This window comes from Pseudonocardia nantongensis, from assembly GCF_046546495.1.
GTDB classification, from domain to species: Bacteria; Actinomycetota; Actinomycetes; order Mycobacteriales; family Pseudonocardiaceae; genus Pseudonocardia; species Pseudonocardia nantongensis.
In genome coordinates this window covers 183,089-201,313 of the sequence record NZ_JBKGXT010000004.1, presented here as the reverse complement: position 1 = coordinate 201,313, position 18,225 = coordinate 183,089, and the positions used below count along the sequence as shown (strand labels likewise).

Sequence of the window (18,225 nt, the reverse complement as noted above, 5' to 3'; positions counted from 1 at the left end):
GGCCGAGTTGTCCACCGATCCACGGCGATCCGTCCACGGGCTCCGCGGGAGTCATCCACAGAGTTGTCCCCAGGTGTGGGTGGAAACGTGGTGGATCGTGGACCGAGGGTGATGGCGCGACGGCGTCGACGGGGGCGGCGGACGGCCGTGATCCACCCACACCGGCCCCACGCGTCACACCGATCTCGACGCAGAGTGACGGCCGGAGCGGCGAAGTCGATCACGGATTTCACCGGAATGCGCCGAGCGCTCCGATACCGGACGGTGGGCGGGGCTCTCGGGAGCGACACGCCGGTGACGCCGCGCCGGCCCCGAAGGAGATCGTTCCGGGATGCCGGTCGCCCGGATCTGGGGCCGGAGCGGGCGCCGGACCGGGGGTCCTCGACCCCCTCGGCCGGTCCCGAACGGGCGGCAGAAGCGCTCTCAGCGGTGATGTTCGTGTGGGTGCATCGCAGGGCCGGCCGGTGCGGCCGGTGACCGGTGCCCTGCAGGTCGGAGCGGTCGCCGGACCGTCTCCGGTGCTGTGGATCGGCGGGCGTGCGGTGGCGGCTCAGCGCGGTAGCGGATCACAGCGGCTGTGGATCACAGCGGCGGTGGGTCAGTGCCGGGCGCGCAGCTTGATCCGCGCGGTCAGCTCCTGCACCTGCTCGAAGGTCTTCCGGCGGAGCGAGATCTCGTTGCGGATCTTCTTGTCCGCGTGCATGACGGTCGTGTGGTCCCGGCCGCCGAAGGTCTGGCCGATCCGCGGCAGCGAGAGGTCGGTCAGCTCGCGGCACAGGTACATCGCGATCTGCCGGGCCTGGGCGAGCGCCTTGGTCTTCCCGGGGCCGGACAGGTCGTCGAGCGTGACGCCGAAGAACTCGGCGGTGACGGCCATGATCGTCGGGGCGGTGATCTCGGAGGCGGCCGAGTCCGGGATGAGGTCGCGCAGCACGATCTCGGCGAGCTGGGTGTCGACGGCCTGCCGGTTCAGTGACGCGAACGCGGTGACGCGGATCAGCGCGCCCTCGAGCTCGCGGATGTTGCGCTCGATCCGCTCCGCGATGAACTCCAGCACCTCACCGGGGACGGCGAGCCGGTCCTGCGCGGCCTTCTTCCGGAGGATCGCGATCCGGGTCTCCAGCTCCGGCGGCTGGATATCGGTGATCAGGCCCCACTCGAACCGGGTGCGCATCCGGTCCTCGAGCGTCTCGAGGCGCTTCGGCGGCCGGTCGGAGGAGACGACGATCTGCTTGTTCGCGTTGTGGAGGGTGTTGAAGGTGTGGAAGAACTCCTCCTGGGTCCCCTCCTTCCCCTCCAGGAACTGGATGTCGTCGACCAGCAGCACGTCGACGTCGCGGTAGCGGCGCTGGAAGGCGACCTTGCGGTCGTCGCGCAGCGAGTTGATGAAGTCGTTCGTGAACTCCTCGGTACTGACGTACCGGACCCGCATGCCGGGGAACAGCCGCTGGGCGTAGTGCCCGACCGCGTGCAGCAGGTGCGTCTTGCCCAGCCCGGACTCGCCCCAGATGAACAACGGGTTGTACGCCCGCGCCGGTGCCTCGGAGACCGCGACCGCGGCCGCGTGGCTGAACCGGTTCGACGCCCCGATGACGAAGGTGTCGAAGGTGTAGCGCTCGTTGAGCCGGGTCTGCGACCGCGGCGCGACCGGGTCGCCGGCCTGCGGAGCGGTGTAGGCGGGCCAGCTGGTGCCGCCGGTGTCGCGGGCGGGGCTCTCCGGCTGCGGTGCCCACCCCCCGGTGGATGCCGGCGGCGGCTCGTAGCCGCGGGTAGCGGGCGGCTCCGCGCCGTCCGGGGGCCCGGTGTCGGCGATCGCGTCGGCGGGGACGCCGTCGTCACCGGCGGGCTCGCCGTCGGCGGCCGCGCCGTCCGAGCCGCTCCGGTGGCCGGTCGTGCCGGCATCGGCCGGGTCACCGGTCGCGGGACCGCCGTTCGACGTGACCGGGGACGAGAGATCCGTCCGGCCGTCGCCGGTGTCCCGGGCGCTGTCGCCTGCGGTGACCCCGATCGCCGAGAGGCCGGTACGCGGCAGCCCGAATCCGGGCGGGTCGGGGACCTCGGTACCGCCGGAGGCCGCCGAGGCGTCGACGACGACGGCGAGGTTGACCGACACACCGAGGTGGCGCCCCAGCGCGTCGCTGATCGGGCGGCGCAGGATGCGTTCGATGGCGTCCTTCGCGAACTCGCTCGGCGCGGCCAGCAACGCGGTGCCGTCCAGCAGGCCGAGCGGGCGGGTCAGGCGGAGGAAGGCCCGCTGCTGCGGGGACAGCGCGGGGGTACCGGACTCGGCCGAGGCGCCCGAGAGGTCGGCGATGACCCGGTTCCAGACCTGGCCGAGGTCGCCCGGCTGGTCGGTCATCAGCGCTTCCCCCTCGCCTCGGCCGCCATGATCGCCGCCTGCCCCGGACCCCCGATGGAGGGTCACCCGTCCCGCACGGACCGAACACGCTGGGTATCCCCAGCTTTGTCCACACTTGTGCGTAAAGGTACGCACGCGGCTACGCCCGGCTCGCGGCGGGGCGGCCGGGTGCGGACACCTGGTGAACGTCTCGGATCGGGCGGGTGCGGCCGTGACGGCCCGAGAGGAACGGCACGCTAGCAGCCGGGGCGGCTCCCGGGCGGACCGGGCGCCGCCGGGGGCGGTTTGACCCTCCGAAAAGCCGCTGCGTAGCCTTACGGACTGGACACTGGTCGGAACGAGCGTGTCGCGCCCGTCCCGACGTCCGGATCCCGGGGTCGTACCGGTCGGTCCGGGACGACCGGTGTCCCGCGCAACCCCGTGCAGGAACCGTAGACCGCAGATACTCGGCGTTGCAGGGTGCCTGCGAGACGCCGACCAGGAGAGCCGACCGTGAGCAAGCGTACTTTCCAGCCGAACAACCGCCGCCGGGCCAAGACGCACGGTTTCCGGCTGCGCATGCGCACCCGCGCCGGCCGCGGGATCCTCGCCGCGCGCCGCCGCAAGGGGCGCGGCAACCTCTCGGCCTGATCCGGCCGGCCACCCCACCGGCCCGCGCCGTGTTGCCGGCCCACGCCCGGCTCACCCGCCGGCCCGAGTTCGCCTCGACGATCAAGCGCGGACGCCGCGCCGGTCGTACGAGTCTGGTGGTGCACCTGGATCCGACCCGCCCCGGCGGCGTGCCCGAGCACGCTTCGCCGCGGGCGGGTTTCGTCGTGAGCAAGGCCGTCGGCAACGCCGTCGTCCGGCACCGGGTGAGCCGCCGGCTGCGGCACCTGGTCGCGGACCGGCTGGACGGCCTGCCGCCCGGCTCCGCGCTCGTCGTCCGTGCGCTGCCGCCCGCGGCCGGCGCCTCCTCCGCCGAGCTCGGACGTGACCTCGACTCGGCGCTGGGCGCCGCGCGTCGTCCTCGCCGTCCCCGGGACGGCACGCGATGACCGGCCCCGCGCCGGACGACCTGCCGCCGGACGCGACCGCGCACCGCTCCCCCGGTCCGCGGGCGGCGATCGCCGCCGTCCGCTGGTACCAGCACTGGATCTCCCCGGCGCTGCCGCCCACCTGCCGGTTCCACCCGAGCTGCAGTGCCTACGCCGTCGACGCCTACGCCGTGCACGGCCTGATCCGGGGAACCGGGCTCACCGTCTGGCGACTGTTGCGGTGCGGACCGTGGCACCCTGGCGGTGCGGATCCGGTCCCACCGCGGCGCCGTGACCGGGCGAGATCCGCTCCACCGGATCCGGCGTCCACCGAACCGACCCGAACCGAAGGCCTCTAGGACCACCGGCACCCGCCGCCACGTCCGAGACTCCGAGGAGCAACGCACCCGTGCTGGACTTCATCTACTACCCCGTCAGCTTCATCATGTGGGTCTGGCACAAGGTGTTCGGCTTCGTGCTGGGCGAGGACAACGGCTTCGCCTGGGCGCTGTCGGTCGTCTTCCTGGTCTTCACCCTGCGAGTGATCCTCTACAAGCCGTTCGTCACGCAGGTCCGCTCCATGCGCAAGATGCAGGAGATGGCCCCGGAGATGCAGAAGCTCCGGAAGAAGTACGCGAACGACCGGCAGAAGCTCGCCACGGAGATGCAGAAGCTCCAGCAGCAGAACGGCGCCAACCCGCTGATGGGCTGCCTGCCGATCCTGGTGCAGATCCCGGTGTTCATCGGCCTGTTCCACGTGCTGCGGGAGTTCAAGCCGGGCAAGACCGAGAACTACTTCTTCAACGCCGCCGAGAACGCCTCGTTCGTCGACTCGAGCCTGTTCGGCGCGAAGCTCGGCTCCGCGATCTACCCGTTGCAGAACACCGCCTCGGTCGCGGATCTCGGCGGGAACATCGTCTCGCAGTGGGTCGTCATGATCCCACTGATGATCATGGCCGGTGTCTTCACGCACGTCACCGCGCGGCACTCGGTCGCCCGCCAGCAGGCGCAGATCGCGGCCGGCACGGCGCCCGCGAACCCGCAGGCCGAGATCATGCAGAAGCTGATGCTCTACGTGTTCCCGATCGGCGTCGTCGTCGGTGCACCGTTCCTGCCGCTGGCGGTCCTCTTCTACTGGGTCGCGAACAACCTGTGGACCCTCGGCCAGCAGTACGTCGTCTACAAGCGGATCGACGCCGAGGAGTCGGACAAGCAGGAGCAGGCCGCGGAGGCCGCCAAGAGCCTCGCCCCGCGCCCGGGCCAGAAGCCGGTCCGCAAGAACACCAAGGACGCCGAGAAGGAGGTCCGCGAGATCGCCGACGAGCCCGTCGGGACCGACGCCGCGGGCTCGGACGGCGCGTCCGCCGACGAGGCCGGCAGCACGGGGACGACGGCGGGGACGAGCGCGGGCGCGGCGACCTCCGGCGGCTCGACGAACGGATCGGGCACGCACGGGTCGGGCACGAACGGATCGGCCCGCTCCGGGGGATCCGGGAACAAGCGCAACGGCGGCGCCGGGAACGGTGCCAAGAAGCCGGGCGCCAAGCCGGTGCAGCGCCGCCCGCAGGGCACGAAGTCCAAGCGCGGCAAGCGCCGCTGACAGAACGCGCACGCCGCGACGGCCCCGGCGGACACCCCGACCGCCGTGCGGGCCCGGCGTTGCGGACCTGCCTGATCGAGTCGAGAGGAGAACTCCGTGCCCACCACTGCACAGGACCCCGCCGAGGGTGCCGACGTCCAGGAGAAGCCGTCCGGTGAGGACCAGCTGATCCAGGAGGGCGACGTCGCCGGCGACTACCTGGAGCGCCTGCTCGACGTCCTGGACTACGACGGCGACATCGACCTCGACGTCGAGGGCGGCCGGGCCGTCGTCAGCATCGAGGGCGCCGAGGGCGACACCGACCTGGAGAAGCTGGTCGGCGACAAGGGCGCGGTGCTGGAGAGTCTGCAGGAGCTGGCCCGTCTCGCGGTGCAGCAGCAGCTCGGCAGCCGGTCCCGGCTGATGCTCGACGTCGCCGGCTGGCGCAAGCGTCGGCGCGACGAGCTGACCGACCTCGGCCTGGAGACCGCGCAGGAGGTCAAGAGGTCCGGCGAGTCGGCCCGGCTGCGGCCGATGACCCCGTTCGAGCGCAAGGTCGTGCACGACGCCGTGGCGAGCGTGAAGGGCGTCGTCAGCGAGAGCGAGGGCGAGGAGCCGCGGCGTCAGGTCGTCGTGCACAAGAAGTGAGCAGCACCGGATCCGGGTCCGCGCCCCCCGTCCCCGAGGTCGCCGAGCGGGTGTTCGGCGAGCGGCTGCCGTCGGCGGTCCGCTTCGTCGAGCACCTGGCCACCTCCGGGATCGAGCGCGGGCTGATCGGGCCGCGGGAACGCGAGCGGCTCTGGGACCGGCACGTGCTCAACTGCGCCGTGCTCGGCGAGATCGTCCCGTCCGGGGCGAAGGTCGTGGACGTGGGTTCGGGAGCCGGACTGCCCGGGATACCGTTGGCGCTGGCCCGGCCGGATCTGCAGATCGTCCTCGTGGAGCCGCTGGCCCGACGGGTGGACTGGCTCGACGAGGTCGTCGCCGACCTGGGTCTGTCCGTGGCGGTCGAGCGCGGCCGGGCCGAGGAGAACGCCGTGCAGCGACGATGGGAGGGCGCCGACGTGGTCACCGCCCGCGCCGTCGGACCGCTGGCCCGCCTCGCGGGGCTCTGCCTGCCACTGCTGCGGACCGGTGGTGCGATGCTGGTACTGAAGGGCGCGTCCGCCCCGGACGAGATCGCGCGCGATACCGACGCGGTCCGGGCACTCGGGGGCGGTCCCGCCCGGATCCGTACGTGCGGCGACGGTGTGGTCGATCCGCCCAGCACCGTGGTCGAGATCTCGCGCATCGGCGCGCCCCGACGCAACCGGAGGAGGGAACGGCGATGATGGACACCGAGTCGACTGTTCCACGTGAAACATCTCCCGGGTCGGCGACTCCAGACGGACCGACGCAGAGAGGGCCGCGCGTGAGTCTCGGTTGGACCCCCATAGCGGACGAGGCCGAGCGGGCCGCCCGGCTCCGACACCCGGAGAAGCACGGCATGCCCCGGCCGGAGACGCGCCGCGTCCTGACCGTCGCGAACCAGAAGGGCGGCGTCGGCAAGACGACGAGCACGGTCAACCTCGCCGGCGCGCTGGCCATGCACGGGCTCCGGGTGCTCGTCATCGACCTGGACCCGCAGGGCAACGCCAGTACCGCGCTCGGCGTCGAGCACCGGACCGGGACGTCGTCGGTGTACGAGGTGATGCTCGGCGAGATCGGGCTGGACGAGGCCGCCGTCGAGAGCACCGCGTCGCCGGACCTGCTGTGCGTACCCGCCACCATCGACCTGGCCGGCGCCGAGATCGAGCTCGTCAGCATGGTGGCCCGGGAGTCCCGGCTGTCCCAGGCGCTGAACGACGAGGCCCTCGCCCGGCTCGACGTCGACTACGTGCTCATCGACTGCCCGCCCTCGCTGGGCCTGCTGACGGTGAACGCGCTGGTCGCGGCGTCCGAGGTGCTGATCCCGATCCAGTGCGAGTACTACGCGCTGGAGGGGCTGGGCCAGCTGCTCTCCAACATCGATCTGGTGCGCTCGCACCTGAACACGGCGCTGCACGTGTCCACGATCCTGCTGACCATGTACGACGGCCGGACCAAGCTGGCCGACCAGGTCACCTCCGAGGTGCGCCAGCACTTCGGCCCGACGGTGCTGCGGACGGTGATCCCGCGCAGCGTCAAGGTGTCCGAGGCGCCCGGCTACAGCCAGACCGTGCTGGCCTACGACCCCGGTTCGCGCGGCGCGATGAGTTACGTCGACGCCGCCCGGGAGATCGCCGAGCACGGTGCGACCGGGGCCTACCGGCCCGCCGGCACGGATGGGCGCTGAGGTGGCGGAGCGCAAGGGTGGCCTCGGCCGGGGGCTCGCCGCGCTGATCCCGACCGCTCCGGCCGAGCAGGCCGAGCAGGCCGAGCAGGGCGGCGAGCCGACCCGCCTGAGCAGTGCCGGCGCGCCGTTGCACCGGCCGGCACCGGCGCTGCCCCGGGAGGGCGGGGAGGCCCCGGAGACCGCGGTCGTCGACGGCGGGGCCGAGTACCGGGAGGTCCCGGTCGCCCGGATCGTGCCGAACCCGCAGCAGCCGCGGACCCAGTTCGACGAGGAGCAGCTCGCCGAGCTGGAGCACTCGATCCGCGAGTTCGGGTTGTTGCAGCCGATCGTCGTCCGGCGGACCGGCCGTGACTACGAGCTGATCATGGGCGAGCGCCGCTGGCGGGCGGCGCAGCGGGCCGGTCTGGAGTCCATCCCGGCGATCGTCCGGCACACGGGCGACGACGTGATGCTCCGGGACGCGTTGCTGGAGAACATCCACCGCGTCCAGCTCAACCCGCTGGAGGAGGCGGCCGCCTACGAGCAGCTGCTCGCCGAGTTCGGGGTGACCCACCACGAGCTCGCCGATCGGCTCGGACGCAGCCGTCCGGTCGTCACGAACATGATCCGGCTGCTGAGGCTCCCGGTGACCGTGCAGCGCCGGGTGGCGGCCGGGGTGCTGAGTGCCGGTCACGCCCGCGCGCTGCTCGGTGTGGAGGACGCCGGCGCGCAGGAGGACCTGGCGACCCGGATCGTCGCCGAGGGCCTGTCGGTGCGCGCGACCGAGGAGGCCGTCGTGCTGGCCCGCCAGGAGGAGCCGGCCCGGGAGCGGAAGCCCCGCCGGCGCGCGGAGCAGCGCCCCGAGTTCACCGAGTACGCCGACCGGCTGGCCGACACCTTCGACACCCGGGTCAAGGTCGAGATGGGCCAGCGGAAGGGTCGGATCGTCGTCGAGTTCGGTTCGGTCGAGGATCTCGAGCGGATCGCCGGGATGATGGGCGCCCGGGAGCAGGAGTAGTCCTGGCCGGTCGTCACTCCCCCGCGGCCGTCGCCCTCCGGGCGGCGGCCGCTGCCGGTCCCGGGGTGATGGACCCTCCGCGGAACTCGGGGTCGATCCGGGATGTGGCGACGGTGACGGCGATCTGAGGGCGCGTTGAGACGTCCGTGGGCGGGCTGTCGGATGCGATGGTGGGTGCGACCACCCGCGGACGCCCTCGCATGTCACACAGCGGCTCTCAGGCGTGGAATCCGCTGACTTTCTCGATTAAGTACGATCGTCACCTAACGCGCCGCAGGGTCGACCGGCCTGCACACCTCAACGGTCCGCCGACGGTCACGACGATCGGGGCCACTCGTGAGAGCCGGCGCAACGAGCGGGCTGCCCGTGCCGGCGCGGCGCCCCCTGCGACCGCCATCGACGCCGTTGACCATGACGACGGGTGGTGTCCGTGGTGCGCGGGCGCGAACCGTGCGTGACGCGTCGTATCCGAGCGGCGCCGGCCGGGCGGGCGCAGTGCGGGGGCGAGTCGTCGGCGGGCGTAGTGGCTCGGTTCGTGCGGGGCCGTCCGGCCCGGTACCGGTGGTGAAGGCGCGGCCGAGCGGGTGCCTCGCGCACCCGCTCCCCCGCGCCGGCGGCAGGGACACGGGGCTGAGGTGCGTCGCCGATCGCGGCCGGGTATGCCGTCGGAAGGTGCCGGACTTCGGGCCGGACGCGGACGGGCTGCCGCGTCGTGATGCGGCGGCGTCGCCCACCGACGCACCGGGCGGGCGTGCATGTTTCACGTGGAACCACGTCGTCGCCGCGGCTCAGCGCTCCGCCGGAACTCGGATGAGGCTGGTCGGTCTCGTCCGGAGCTGCGCGGGGCCGGCCTCCCGTAGTTCGGCACGACGGGACGGAGGGCCGACCGGGCGGACTCCGAGTGATCGCGGGTGCCCCCCGACCCCGCAGGGCCGGCGCGCGGCACCCGGCACGATTCCCTTTCGTCCACGACGCCGTGCCGGCGGCGTCCTACTCTCGGCGACAGGAACCGGGACGAGGAGGGCTCCGATGAGCGACGAGAACCGTGCGGATCGACCGCCAGTGGTGCTCGGACCCGACGACGGCCGGCGCTACGAGATGGGCCGGATCCTCGCGGTGTTCAAGGCGGACGGGACGGAGACGGGCGGCGAATACTCGATCTCTGAGTGGTGGCTGGATCCGCACACCACCGGGCCGGGGGCACACGTGCACCCCGAGGACGACGTCTTCTACGTCCTGGACGGCACGATGTCGGTGCTCGTCGGTGACCGCTGGGTCGCCGCGTCGAAGGGCGCGTTCGTGGCCATCCCTGGCGGCGTCACCCACGACTTCGAGAATCGCGGCGATGTGCGGGCCGGCGTCCTGAACTTCTCCCGTCCCGGAGATTTCGAGCAGCACATGTCCGGCATCGTCGAGTGGTTCGCCGAGCACCCGGCCGGCGACACGGTCTCTTAACCCCTCCTCCCCCGGGGCGGCCTGTCGGGCCGCCACACCGTCCGGCGGGGGTGCCCGGGGAGTTGCGGTCGCCTGTTCGGCGGGGGCTGCGCGCCCCAGCGTTCCGGTCGAGGTTTCACGTGGAACCAGGGCCCGGTAGGTAGAGCGACGCCCGTGGAGGCGTTTCACGTGAAACCGACGCCTGGTAGGTGAGGCGACGGTCGTGGACCGGTTTCACCCCGACCGGCCTGCGTCCGGTAGCGGCCCCGCCCACGGACGGGCCGGGGGCACGCCGCTGCTCGGCCCGCACCCCTCGCTGGCTCGCGCGTCGTGTCCGAACGCGCCGCGGGTGGCGCCGACAGGTGGCGGGTCGGCCAGGGAGCCGGCTGAACGACCCCTCGGATGCTCCGGACCAGGGACCCCTGGCCGCCGAAGCGGGCCCGTCGGCTCAGGGCTCCCGGCCGTGTCGATGGGCTACTCGCCGCCCGCATCGAGCCCGATCGATGGGGCGGCGCGGCTGCTGCCGTCACCACGCATGCGGAGTGCGCGGTCGTGACCGTGTGCCGGCGGGCGAACGGCTCCCCGGCCGGTCGAGGAGTGCCCGCTCGGCGGCGAGGACGGAAGGTTCCGCGCGCGGCACGGTGCAGCCGCGTGCGGTACGGAACTGGACGGCCCGGCCGTCCGACGGTGGTGCCGATGTGTGGGTCGGCCCGGCAGGGGCTCGGGTCGGTGCCGGGCCGCCGGAGCCCGGAGGGGGCGGCAGAGTGGCGCCCGGCCGGTCTCGCACGCTGACCGAGGAGGGGCCGGTGCCGCTCCCTGGCCGGAGCTCGGACACGAGCGAGACTCCCGTGCGCGGTGGAGCCCGTGGCATGCCGCCTGCCCCGCGCCGGGTTCGACCGCTCGGTGCGGGTTTCACGTGAAACCCGCACCGGGGATCAACCGCGTTCCGCGGCCCGCTCCACGAGCGCCTGGTAGACGGTCGCGAGATCGGAACCGTCCGCGGTCACCGCCGTCGGCAGCAGCGAGGTGTCGGTCAATCCCGGGGACACGTTCATCTCCAGCACGTGCACGCCGCCGTCGGCGTCGACGATGGCATCCGTCCGGGAGACGTCCCGCATTCCGAGCAGCCGGTGCGCGGTCAGGGCGGTCTCCCCCAGCTGGACCAGGGTCGCCTCCGGCAGCCGGGCCGGGCAGTGGAACGTCGCGGCGCCCGGGGTGTAGCGGGAGGTGTAGTCGTAGAAGCCGGACGGCACCTCGACCTCGACCGGTGGCAGCGCGCGCGGCTCGTCGCCGTCGTGCACCACCGACACCGCGACCTCGGTACCGGCGACGAAACGTTCGGCGAGGACGGTCTCGGCGTAGGCGAAGCTGCTGACCATCGCCGCCGGCAGATCCTCAGCGGCCCGGACCACCTGGACGCCGAGCGCCGACCCGCCCTGATCCGGCTTGAGGACCAGGGGCAGGCCGAGCCGGCGGACGATCGCGTCCAGCACACCCCGGGCACCGAGCTCGCGGAACGTCGAGTGCGGCAACGCGACCCAGTCCGGGGTGCGCAGCCCCGCCCGCACCAGCTCCGCCTTCACACTGGGCTTGTCCCACGCCCGCCGGCAGGCACCGGACGGCGTCCCGACGAACGGCACGTCGAGCAGCTCCAGCACCTGCTGCACCGCCCCGTTCTCCCCCTCACCGCCGTGCAACGCGACGGCGACGACGTCCGGCCGGTCGCTGTGCAGTCGCTCCAGCAACGCGGCATCGACGTCCCACTCGCGCACGTCCACGCCGACCGCCCGTAGCGAGCCGGCGAGCCGCCGCCCGGACCGCAGGGACACCTCACGCTCGTGGGACAGGCCTCCGGCCAGTACGGCCACCGTTCGATCGCTCACCCGGGCATTCTGCGACATGCCCCTCGGACGCCGAACGCCCCGGGCCGTACGACCCGGGGCGTTTCACGTGAAACCTCGTTCAGGTGGTGTCCGGCGAGGGGGTCTGCGGGCCCCGCGGCAGCTCGGAGCGGGCCGCCGTGCCGAACGTGCGGACCACGTCCAGCTCCGCCTCCAGCACCGCCGCCAGCCGCCGCACCCCCTCGGTGATCCGCTCCGGCGTCGGGAAGCAGAACGAGAGCCGCAGCTGCCGGGAGCCGAAACCGTCGGCGTAGAAGCCGGTCCCGGACGCGTAGGCCACCCGTGCCGTGACCGCCCGCGGCAGCATCGCCTTCGTGTCCACGCCCTCGGGCACCGTCAGCCAGACGAAGAAGCCGCCGTCCGGCACGTTCCAGCTGCAGCCCTCCGGCAGGTAGGTCTCCAGCGCGGTGAGCATCGCGTCCCGGCGCTCCCGGTAGTTCTCGCTGAACGTCTTGACCTGGCTGCGCCAGTCATGGTGCGACAGGTACCGGGACACCATCATCTGCGTGAACGTCGGCGGGCACAGCGTCGCCGACTCCGCAGCCAGCACCAGCCGGTCCCGCACCAGCGGCGGCACCAGCGCCCAGCCGACCCGCAGCCCGGAGGCGAAGGTCTTCGAGAACGACCCCAGGTAGATGACGTCCGGGTCGTAGGACCGCAGCGCCGGGTAGGCCTCGCCGGAGAACCCGAGCAGCCCGTACGGGTTGTCCTCGATGACCATGACGCCGTACCGGCGGCACAGCTCGAGGATCTGCGGTCGCCGCTGCACGGCCAGCGTCGCGCCGGCCGGGTTGTGGAAGTTGGGGATCGTGTAGAGGAACTTCGGGGTGGTCCCCTGCCGGGCCAGCGACTCGAGCGCCTCGTGCAGCAGGTCCGGGACCAGTCCGTGCTCGTCCATCGCGACGTGCACGACCCGGGCCTGGTACGCGGCGAAGCTGCCCAGTGCGCCCACATAGGACGGTCCTTCGGCCAGCACCACGTCGTCCGGGTCCACGAAGATCCGGGTCAGCAGGTCGAGGGCCATCTGCGAGCCGACCGTCACCACGACGTCGTTCGGGTCGCCCTCGATGCCCTCCTCCCGCATCACGTCGCAGATCTGCTCACGCAGCTGCGGGACCCCCTGCGCGGAGCCGTACTGCAGCGCGGCCGTGCCGTCGGTGCCGACCAGGTCGGCGACCTCGGCCGCCAGCGACTGCAGCGGCAGCGCGGCCAGGTTCGGCATCCCACCGGCCAGCGAGACGACCTCCGGCCGGCTCGCCACGGCGAACAGCGCCCGGATCTCCGACGCCGTCATCCCGGCCGTGCGGGCGGCGAACCGCTCCGTCGGGGGGAGCAGGGCCGGCGGCCCGCCCTGCGTCGCGGCCTCGAGCTGCTGGTCCTCCCCTGCCGCTGCGGCCGCCGCGGCCGCGGTGCGGCGGGCGTCGGGCTGCTGCGGTCGGTCGGGCGAGGCCATCGGCGTGCTCCCGTTCGGTGAGGTCGTTGCGACGACGCGAGTGTAACCGCGACGGGTGATCGGCCTGCCCTTCGTCGTGACCGACCTACCGGTGACCGGTTCGCAGGTGACGGGGACGCACGTGTGTGCCTACCCTCGACGACAGGCGGAACGTGGCCACGGGCCGTTCCGCCGGCGCTGGGGACGCCCGGGCCGGCCGTTCCGCGCACGAGCGCGACTCCCGCGCGCCGACGACAGCCGGAGGTTTGTTCCGTGTCCTGGCATGTGGCCGCGCTCAATCTGGACAATCTGGGCGATCTGCCGAAGCGTTGCCGGAACTGCGTCTACTGGGAGCTGTCGCCCCGCCTCGCCGAGCAGGCCGACGACTACGGCACGACCGACCTGGAGAAGGAGGCGTGGCTCTCCGAGGTCCTGCTGGAGTGGGGCTCGTGCGGGCGTGTCGTCTACGTCGGCGGCGCCCCGGCCGGGTACGTGCTGTTCGCCCCGCCGGCGTCGGTCCCCCGCGCCACCGAGCTGCCGACCGGCCCGGTGAGCGCGGACGCCGTGCTGCTGACGACCATGCAGGTGCTGCCCGAGTTCTCCGGTGAAGGTCTGGGTCGTGCCCTCGCCCAGGCGGTCGTGAAGGACCTGACCCGGCGGGGGGTACGGGCGATCGAGGCGTTCGGCGACGCGCGGCCCGGAACCGAGGCGGACTGCGTGGTTCCTGCCGACTTCCTGCGTTCGGTCGGGTTCAAGACCGTCCGACCGCACCACCGCTGGCCGCGGCTGCGGATGGAGCTCCGGTCCGGTCTGGAGTGGAAGTCGGACGTCGAGGCCGCGCTCGAACAGCTGTTCAACACGGTGACGATTCCGATGCAGTCCCTCACACCGGTCGAGACGCGGACGCCGGCCCGGACGGGCCGGCTGACGCGCCCGGAGCGCGTGGACGCCTCGGACGATCTCAGGGCGCCCTGAGCGGGCCGCTGATCGACGCGTGGGCGTGGCTCCGGGTCTTGGGCCTCAGACTGCCCGCATCTGGTCCCGGGCGTACTCACGGGCGAGCACGTCGCTGAAGGTGAAGGTGCCGGTGGGCTGGTCGTCCTGGCCCAGCAGGTACAGCCGCTTGACGGCGACCAGGATCCCCTCGGCGACGACGTCCCGGAACCCGGGGTCGAGCAGCTTGCCCCGGTCCCCGAGGTGGGTCAGGTAGCCGGTCTCGATCCGGACCGCGGGCATCCGGGTGCGGCGGACCAGCTCCCAGGTGCAGGTCTGGCTGCGGCAGTCGAGCATCGGGGTGCGGGTCAGGAGCTCGCGCTGGATCAGCCCGGCGAGGGCCTCGCCCACGTTCGACGTGGCGCCGGAGCCGTTGCCGAAGTAGTACGTCGCCAGTCCCTGCGCGTGCGGGCTGAAACTGGCGTCGGTGTGCAGCGAGACGACCAGGTCGGCACCGACGTCGTTCGCGAACTGGGCGCGCTCGGCGTCCGGCGGGTTGCCGTCCTCGGGGCGGGACAGCAGCGCCTCCATGCCGGTCGCGGACATCCGGCCCACCAGCCGGCGCGCGAGATCCCACATCAGGTCGGCCTCGGTGACGCCGGCGACCTCGACGCCGCGGTCGGTCCCCCCGTGCCCCGGGTCGATGACGATCCGCTTGCCGCGCATCCGCGGACCGGACCGGCGCAGCAGCTCCTGCTCGCGCAGCAGGTGCGGGCGGCCGCCGGTGACCTTGCGGCCGAGCTGGCGCAGCGCGCGCAGCGTCTCCGGGCCGCAGACGCCGTCCGGGGTCATGCCGTAGTCGCGCTGGAAGCGCACCAGCGCCTGCTCGGTCTGCTCGTCGAACAGCCCGCTCGGGCGGCCCGGGTTGTAGCCGAGCTCGAGCAGCCGTTCCTGCAGCATCCCGACGTCGTCCCCGGTGGTCGGGGTGGACAGCGTGAAGGACAGCATCCGGTCACCCAGCGACCACCCGGCCTCGCGCAGCGCGCGAGCCGTGTCCGGTCCGACGATGCCGTCGGTGATCAGGCCGCGACCCTGCTGGAAGCTTCGCACCGCCTGGTCGACGTCGACGTCGAAGGACTGCTGGAGGTGCTTCCCGTCCGGCGTCTCGGCCAGCAGCCCGAGCTGCTGCAGCCGGTTCCGGACTTCTCGCACGGCAGGACCCGAGTCCCCGCGCCGGAGCAGCTGCATGCACCCCTCGCTCGCATTCGGCGGCACCCCTGTGGGGCCTGCGGTCGGTTGCCTCCGCCGGAGTTCCCTCGGCGGCCGGGCGGGAACCATTGTGCCCTGCCCGGGGCCGCAGGGAGTGCAGCGGGGCGTACACGCGCGTGTCCCGGCTGTGATCAACCGGGACACGCAGCGTGATCCCGGTGCGCTACCCGGGGCACCGGAAGTGGAGCGGGAACTCAGATGTGCTCGGCCAGGTCGGCCAGCAGCGCGGCCTTCGGCTTGGCACCGACGATCTGCTTCACCGGCTTGCCGCCGGAGAACAAGATCATGGTCGGGACCGACATGACCTGGTAGTCGCGGGCCACCTCGGGGTTCGCGTCGATGTCGAGCTTGGCGACGGTGAGCTTGTCCGGGTTCTCACCGGCGATCTCGTCGAGAACCGGGGCGACCATCTTGCACGGGCCGCACCAGGTGGCCCAGAAGTCCACCAGGACGGCCCTGTCGCTCTGCAGGACGTCCTGGTCGAAGGAACCGGTGGAGGTGTCGATCGTGTTGGCCATGGCTGTCTCCTTGTTCGTCGGGAAGAGTTCGCCGGCGGGGCAGTTCGCGGGCCGCGTAGACCTGGTGAGCGGACCTAGTGTGCGGCCTGCGCGACGTCCTCGACGGGCGCGTCGCCGTAACCGCCGCCGGCCAGCTCGGGGCTGACCGGCCGGCCGGCCAGCCAGCGCTCCGCGTCGATCGCGGCCGAGCAGCCGGAACCGGCGGCGGTGACCGCCTGCCGGTAGGTGTGGTCGACCAGGTCGCCACAGGCGAACACACCCGGGACGTCGGTCCAGGTGCTGCGCCCGGCGACCTGCACGTACCCCTCGGCGTCGGTCGTGACCTGCCCGCGGATCAGCTCGCTGCGCGGGTCGTGGCCGATCGCGACGAACATCCCGGTGACGTCGAGCGAGTCGGTCTCCCCGGTGACGGTGTCCCGGACCTGCAGCTGCTTGACCGAGCCCTCGCCGGTCACCTCGGTGACCTCGGCATTGGTCCGCCAGCGCATCTTCGGGTCGTCCTGCGCGCGCTCGAGCATGATCTTCGAGGCGCGGAACTCGTCCCGGCGGTGGATCACCGTGACGGTCTCGGCGAACCGGGTGAGGAACGTGGCCTCCTCCATCGCCGAGTCCCCGCCGCCGATCACCGCGATGTTCTGGTCGCGGAAGAAGAACCCGTCGCAGGTGGCACACGAGCTCACCCCGCGGCCGAGCAGCTCCTGCTCGCCGGGGACGTGCAGGTAGCGCGGCTCGGCACCCATCGCCAGGATCACCGCGCGGGCCCGGAAGGTCTCCTTGCCGACCCGCACCTCCTTGACCTCGCCGTCGAGGCGCACCTCGTCGACGTCCTGGGCGCGCAGGTCGGCGCCGAAGCGCTTGGCCTGGCCGCGCATCTGCTCCATGAGCTCGGGGCCCATGATGCCGTCGACGAAACCCGGGTAGTTCTCCACGTCGGTCGTGGTCATCAGGGCGCCGCCGAACTGGCTGCCCTCGAACACGAGCGGGGCGAGTTGGGCCCGCGCGGCGTACACCGCAGCGGTGTAGCCGGCCGGCCCGGACCCGATGATGATCAGGTTGTGCACCGTGTGCTCGGTGGTCACGGGTACCGATCCCTCCTGGAGCGCCCGCTGCGGGACGCACGATCACGGGCCTGCGGGGTCCGGCCGGGCCGGCCGGACCCGCATGGTGGCTGTCGTACTGCTCGAACGCGATCCTAGCCAGCGGCATTCCCCGCCCCGGGGCCGCGGCGGGCGCGGCCCCGGTCACCCGCGGATCGGTTCCGCGGTGCCGGGAGGATCAGGAACCGGCGGGCAGGTCCGCGAGGAGGAGGCCGCCGTCCGGTCCGCACTCCGGGTTCACGACGACGATCCGGAACCGGCCGGCTACCGGCGTGCCGAGCACCAGCAGCACCCCGGGACGCCCGGCGACCGGGTGGCGGCGGCCCGCGACGAGCGGGGCGCCGGGGTCGGTGACGCCGGCGGCGGTCAGGCAGGCGTGCCGCCGGACCGGGTCGGCCAGCGGACCCGCAGGCTCCCCGGCGTCGCCGGCCGCGGCGCGCAGCTCGTCGGCGAGCGGGCCGGTCGTCCGAACCGGCACCGGGTCGGAAGCCCGGTCGCCACCGGTGAGCGGCACTGCGACGAGAACGGCGGCGGCCGCCGTGGCCAGCAGGGAGAGCCCGGCGCGGACGGGCCGGCCGGGACGGCGGCGGGCCCGGGCCGGACCGGTCGCCGGAAGCGGGTCCGGCGGGGGTCCGGCACCGATCTCGTCGGTGAGCCGGGCGCGGATCCGGGCGGCGACGTCGTCGGGCATCCGGGCGGGTCCGAGCGCCGCCAGCGCCGCGCGCACCGGCCCGGTGCCGGGGTCGGGGCGGCCCGGATCCGGACCGGCGGTCTCCTCGGGTGTCATCGGGACTCCTCCCGCAGGTGGCCGAGCAGCGAGGTCAGCCGTAGCCGGCCCCGGGCGCACCGGCTCTTCACGGTCCCGGCCGGCACCCCGAGGATCGCGGCGGCCTCGTCGACCGGACAGGCCAGCACATCCACCAGGACGACCGCGGCCCGCTGGTCCGGCGGGAGGTCGTTCAGCGCGTCCTGCACCGCGATCCGGTCCGGGAGCCGGGCGGCCGGGTCCGGCCCGGCCACCGCCGGGAACGCGACCGGGGCCCTGCCCCGGCGGCGGGCGGCGGAGCGGATCCGGTCGAGGCACCCGTTGACCAGGATCCGGTGCAGCCAGGTCCCCGCCGCAGCGTCCCCGCGGAAGCCCGGTGAGCGCAGCGCGGCGAGGAACGCCTCCTGCACGGCATCCTCGGCCTCGGCCGGGTCGCCGAGGATCCGCAGCGCGACCGACCACATCCGGTCGGCGTGCCGGCGGAACACCGCGTCCAGGTCCGGCCCGGCCGGCGGCCGCGGGCTCGGATCGACCGTGGTCACCCGCGCACGGTAGGAACCGCGCGCCCCGGGCCGGGCCCGCTCGGCGGGCTCCGGTCGCGATCGCGAAC

Annotated in this window: 18 protein-coding genes; 10 read left to right on the top strand and 8 right to left on the bottom strand. The window is 73.1% G+C overall.

Features of this window, described 5'->3' with window-relative positions; genetic code table 11:
* Positions 1 to 598: 598 nt before the first annotated feature.
* Positions 599 to 2,359 carry a chromosomal replication initiator protein DnaA gene (gene dnaA, locus ACLFMI_RS06500; protein ID WP_410946815.1) on the bottom strand — a complete coding sequence of 587 codons (1,761 nt, stop codon included), beginning with the start codon at positions 2,357 to 2,359 and terminating at the stop codon, positions 599 to 601.
* A gap of 492 nt (positions 2,360 to 2,851) precedes the next feature.
* On the opposite strand from dnaA, the gene rpmH reads away from it, so the two are divergent.
* The 9 genes from rpmH (at position 2,852) to ACLFMI_RS06455 (ending at position 9,720) form a co-directional block, all read left to right on the top strand.
* Positions 2,852 to 2,989, top strand: coding sequence for a 50S ribosomal protein L34 (gene rpmH, locus ACLFMI_RS06495; protein ID WP_410946814.1), 138 nt, complete (start codon positions 2,852 to 2,854; stop codon positions 2,987 to 2,989).
* A 29-nt stretch (positions 2,990 to 3,018) separates the two neighbouring features.
* The gene (gene rnpA / locus ACLFMI_RS06490; protein ID WP_410946813.1) at positions 3,019 to 3,396 is read left to right on the top strand and encodes a ribonuclease P protein component; all 378 of its coding nucleotides are present in this window, start codon (positions 3,019 to 3,021) and stop codon (positions 3,394 to 3,396) included.
* Positions 3,393 to 3,734, top strand: coding sequence for a membrane protein insertion efficiency factor YidD (yidD, locus tag ACLFMI_RS06485; RefSeq protein ID WP_410946812.1), 342 nt, complete (start codon positions 3,393 to 3,395; stop codon positions 3,732 to 3,734). The genes rnpA and yidD overlap by 4 nt, the downstream gene beginning before the upstream one ends.
* Positions 3,735 to 3,784: 50 nt before the next feature.
* Positions 3,785 to 4,975 (top strand): membrane protein insertase YidC, encoded by a 1,191-nt coding sequence (yidC, locus tag ACLFMI_RS06480; RefSeq protein ID WP_410946811.1) that lies wholly within the window; start codon positions 3,785 to 3,787, stop codon positions 4,973 to 4,975.
* Between the two features lie 96 nt (positions 4,976 to 5,071).
* Complete coding sequence (locus tag ACLFMI_RS06475; RefSeq protein WP_410946810.1) at positions 5,072 to 5,602, top strand: Jag family protein; 531 nt, start codon at positions 5,072 to 5,074, stop codon at positions 5,600 to 5,602.
* Positions 5,599 to 6,285, top strand: a complete 687-nt coding sequence (rsmG, locus tag ACLFMI_RS06470) for a 16S rRNA (guanine(527)-N(7))-methyltransferase RsmG (RefSeq protein WP_410946809.1) — start codon at positions 5,599 to 5,601, stop codon at positions 6,283 to 6,285. Before ACLFMI_RS06475 ends, rsmG begins: the two co-directional genes overlap by 4 nt.
* Before the next feature lie 80 nt (positions 6,286 to 6,365).
* On the top strand, positions 6,366 to 7,268 hold the full coding sequence (locus ACLFMI_RS06465) for a ParA family protein (RefSeq protein ID WP_410946808.1): 903 nt from the start codon (positions 6,366 to 6,368) through the stop codon (positions 7,266 to 7,268).
* 1 nt (position 7,269) lies between these two features.
* Positions 7,270 to 8,265, top strand: coding sequence for a ParB/RepB/Spo0J family partition protein (locus tag ACLFMI_RS06460; protein ID WP_410946807.1), 996 nt, complete (start codon positions 7,270 to 7,272; stop codon positions 8,263 to 8,265).
* Positions 8,266 to 9,294: 1,029 nt separating this feature from the next.
* Positions 9,295 to 9,720 carry a cupin domain-containing protein gene (locus ACLFMI_RS06455; RefSeq protein WP_410946806.1) on the top strand — a complete coding sequence of 142 codons (426 nt, stop codon included), beginning with the start codon at positions 9,295 to 9,297 and terminating at the stop codon, positions 9,718 to 9,720.
* A 914-nt stretch (positions 9,721 to 10,634) separates the two neighbouring features.
* Here the strand turns inward: ACLFMI_RS06455 and ACLFMI_RS06450 are convergent.
* Both ACLFMI_RS06450 and ACLFMI_RS06445 read right to left on the bottom strand, forming a co-directional pair.
* On the bottom strand, positions 10,635 to 11,582 hold the full coding sequence (locus ACLFMI_RS06450; RefSeq protein WP_410946805.1) for a D-alanine--D-alanine ligase family protein: 948 nt from the start codon (positions 11,580 to 11,582) through the stop codon (positions 10,635 to 10,637).
* 79 nt (positions 11,583 to 11,661) lie between these two features.
* Positions 11,662 to 13,053: an aminotransferase-like domain-containing protein gene (locus ACLFMI_RS06445; protein WP_410946804.1), complete on the bottom strand. Its 1,392-nt coding sequence runs from the start codon at positions 13,051 to 13,053 to the stop codon at positions 11,662 to 11,664.
* A gap of 252 nt (positions 13,054 to 13,305) precedes the next feature.
* Here ACLFMI_RS06445 and ACLFMI_RS06440 point away from each other — a divergent pair, with 252 nt between their 5' ends.
* Positions 13,306 to 14,007, top strand: coding sequence for a GNAT family N-acetyltransferase (locus ACLFMI_RS06440; RefSeq protein ID WP_410946803.1), 702 nt, complete (start codon positions 13,306 to 13,308; stop codon positions 14,005 to 14,007).
* 45 nt (positions 14,008 to 14,052) lie between these two features.
* Here the strand turns inward: ACLFMI_RS06440 and ACLFMI_RS06435 are convergent, their stop codons facing one another.
* The 5 genes from ACLFMI_RS06435 to ACLFMI_RS06415 form a co-directional block, all read right to left on the bottom strand.
* Positions 14,053 to 15,213, bottom strand: a complete 1,161-nt coding sequence (locus ACLFMI_RS06435) for an N-acetylmuramoyl-L-alanine amidase (protein ID WP_410946802.1) — start codon at positions 15,211 to 15,213, stop codon at positions 14,053 to 14,055.
* 215 nt (positions 15,214 to 15,428) lie between these two features.
* On the bottom strand, positions 15,429 to 15,752 hold the full coding sequence (gene trxA / locus ACLFMI_RS06430) for a thioredoxin (RefSeq protein WP_410946801.1): 324 nt from the start codon (positions 15,750 to 15,752) through the stop codon (positions 15,429 to 15,431).
* A gap of 74 nt (positions 15,753 to 15,826) precedes the next feature.
* A complete protein-coding gene (gene trxB / locus ACLFMI_RS06425; protein ID WP_410946800.1) occupies positions 15,827 to 16,831 on the bottom strand; it encodes a thioredoxin-disulfide reductase in 1,005 nt (334 codons plus the stop codon).
* A 196-nt stretch (positions 16,832 to 17,027) separates the two neighbouring features.
* Positions 17,028 to 17,636 carry a hypothetical protein gene (locus ACLFMI_RS06420; RefSeq protein ID WP_410946799.1) on the bottom strand — a complete coding sequence of 203 codons (609 nt, stop codon included), beginning with the start codon at positions 17,634 to 17,636 and terminating at the stop codon, positions 17,028 to 17,030.
* Positions 17,633 to 18,157, bottom strand: a complete 525-nt coding sequence (locus tag ACLFMI_RS06415) for a sigma-70 family RNA polymerase sigma factor (RefSeq protein ID WP_410946798.1) — start codon at positions 18,155 to 18,157, stop codon at positions 17,633 to 17,635. The genes ACLFMI_RS06420 and ACLFMI_RS06415 overlap by 4 nt, the downstream gene beginning before the upstream one ends.
* Between the last annotated feature and the right edge of the window lie 68 nt (positions 18,158 to 18,225).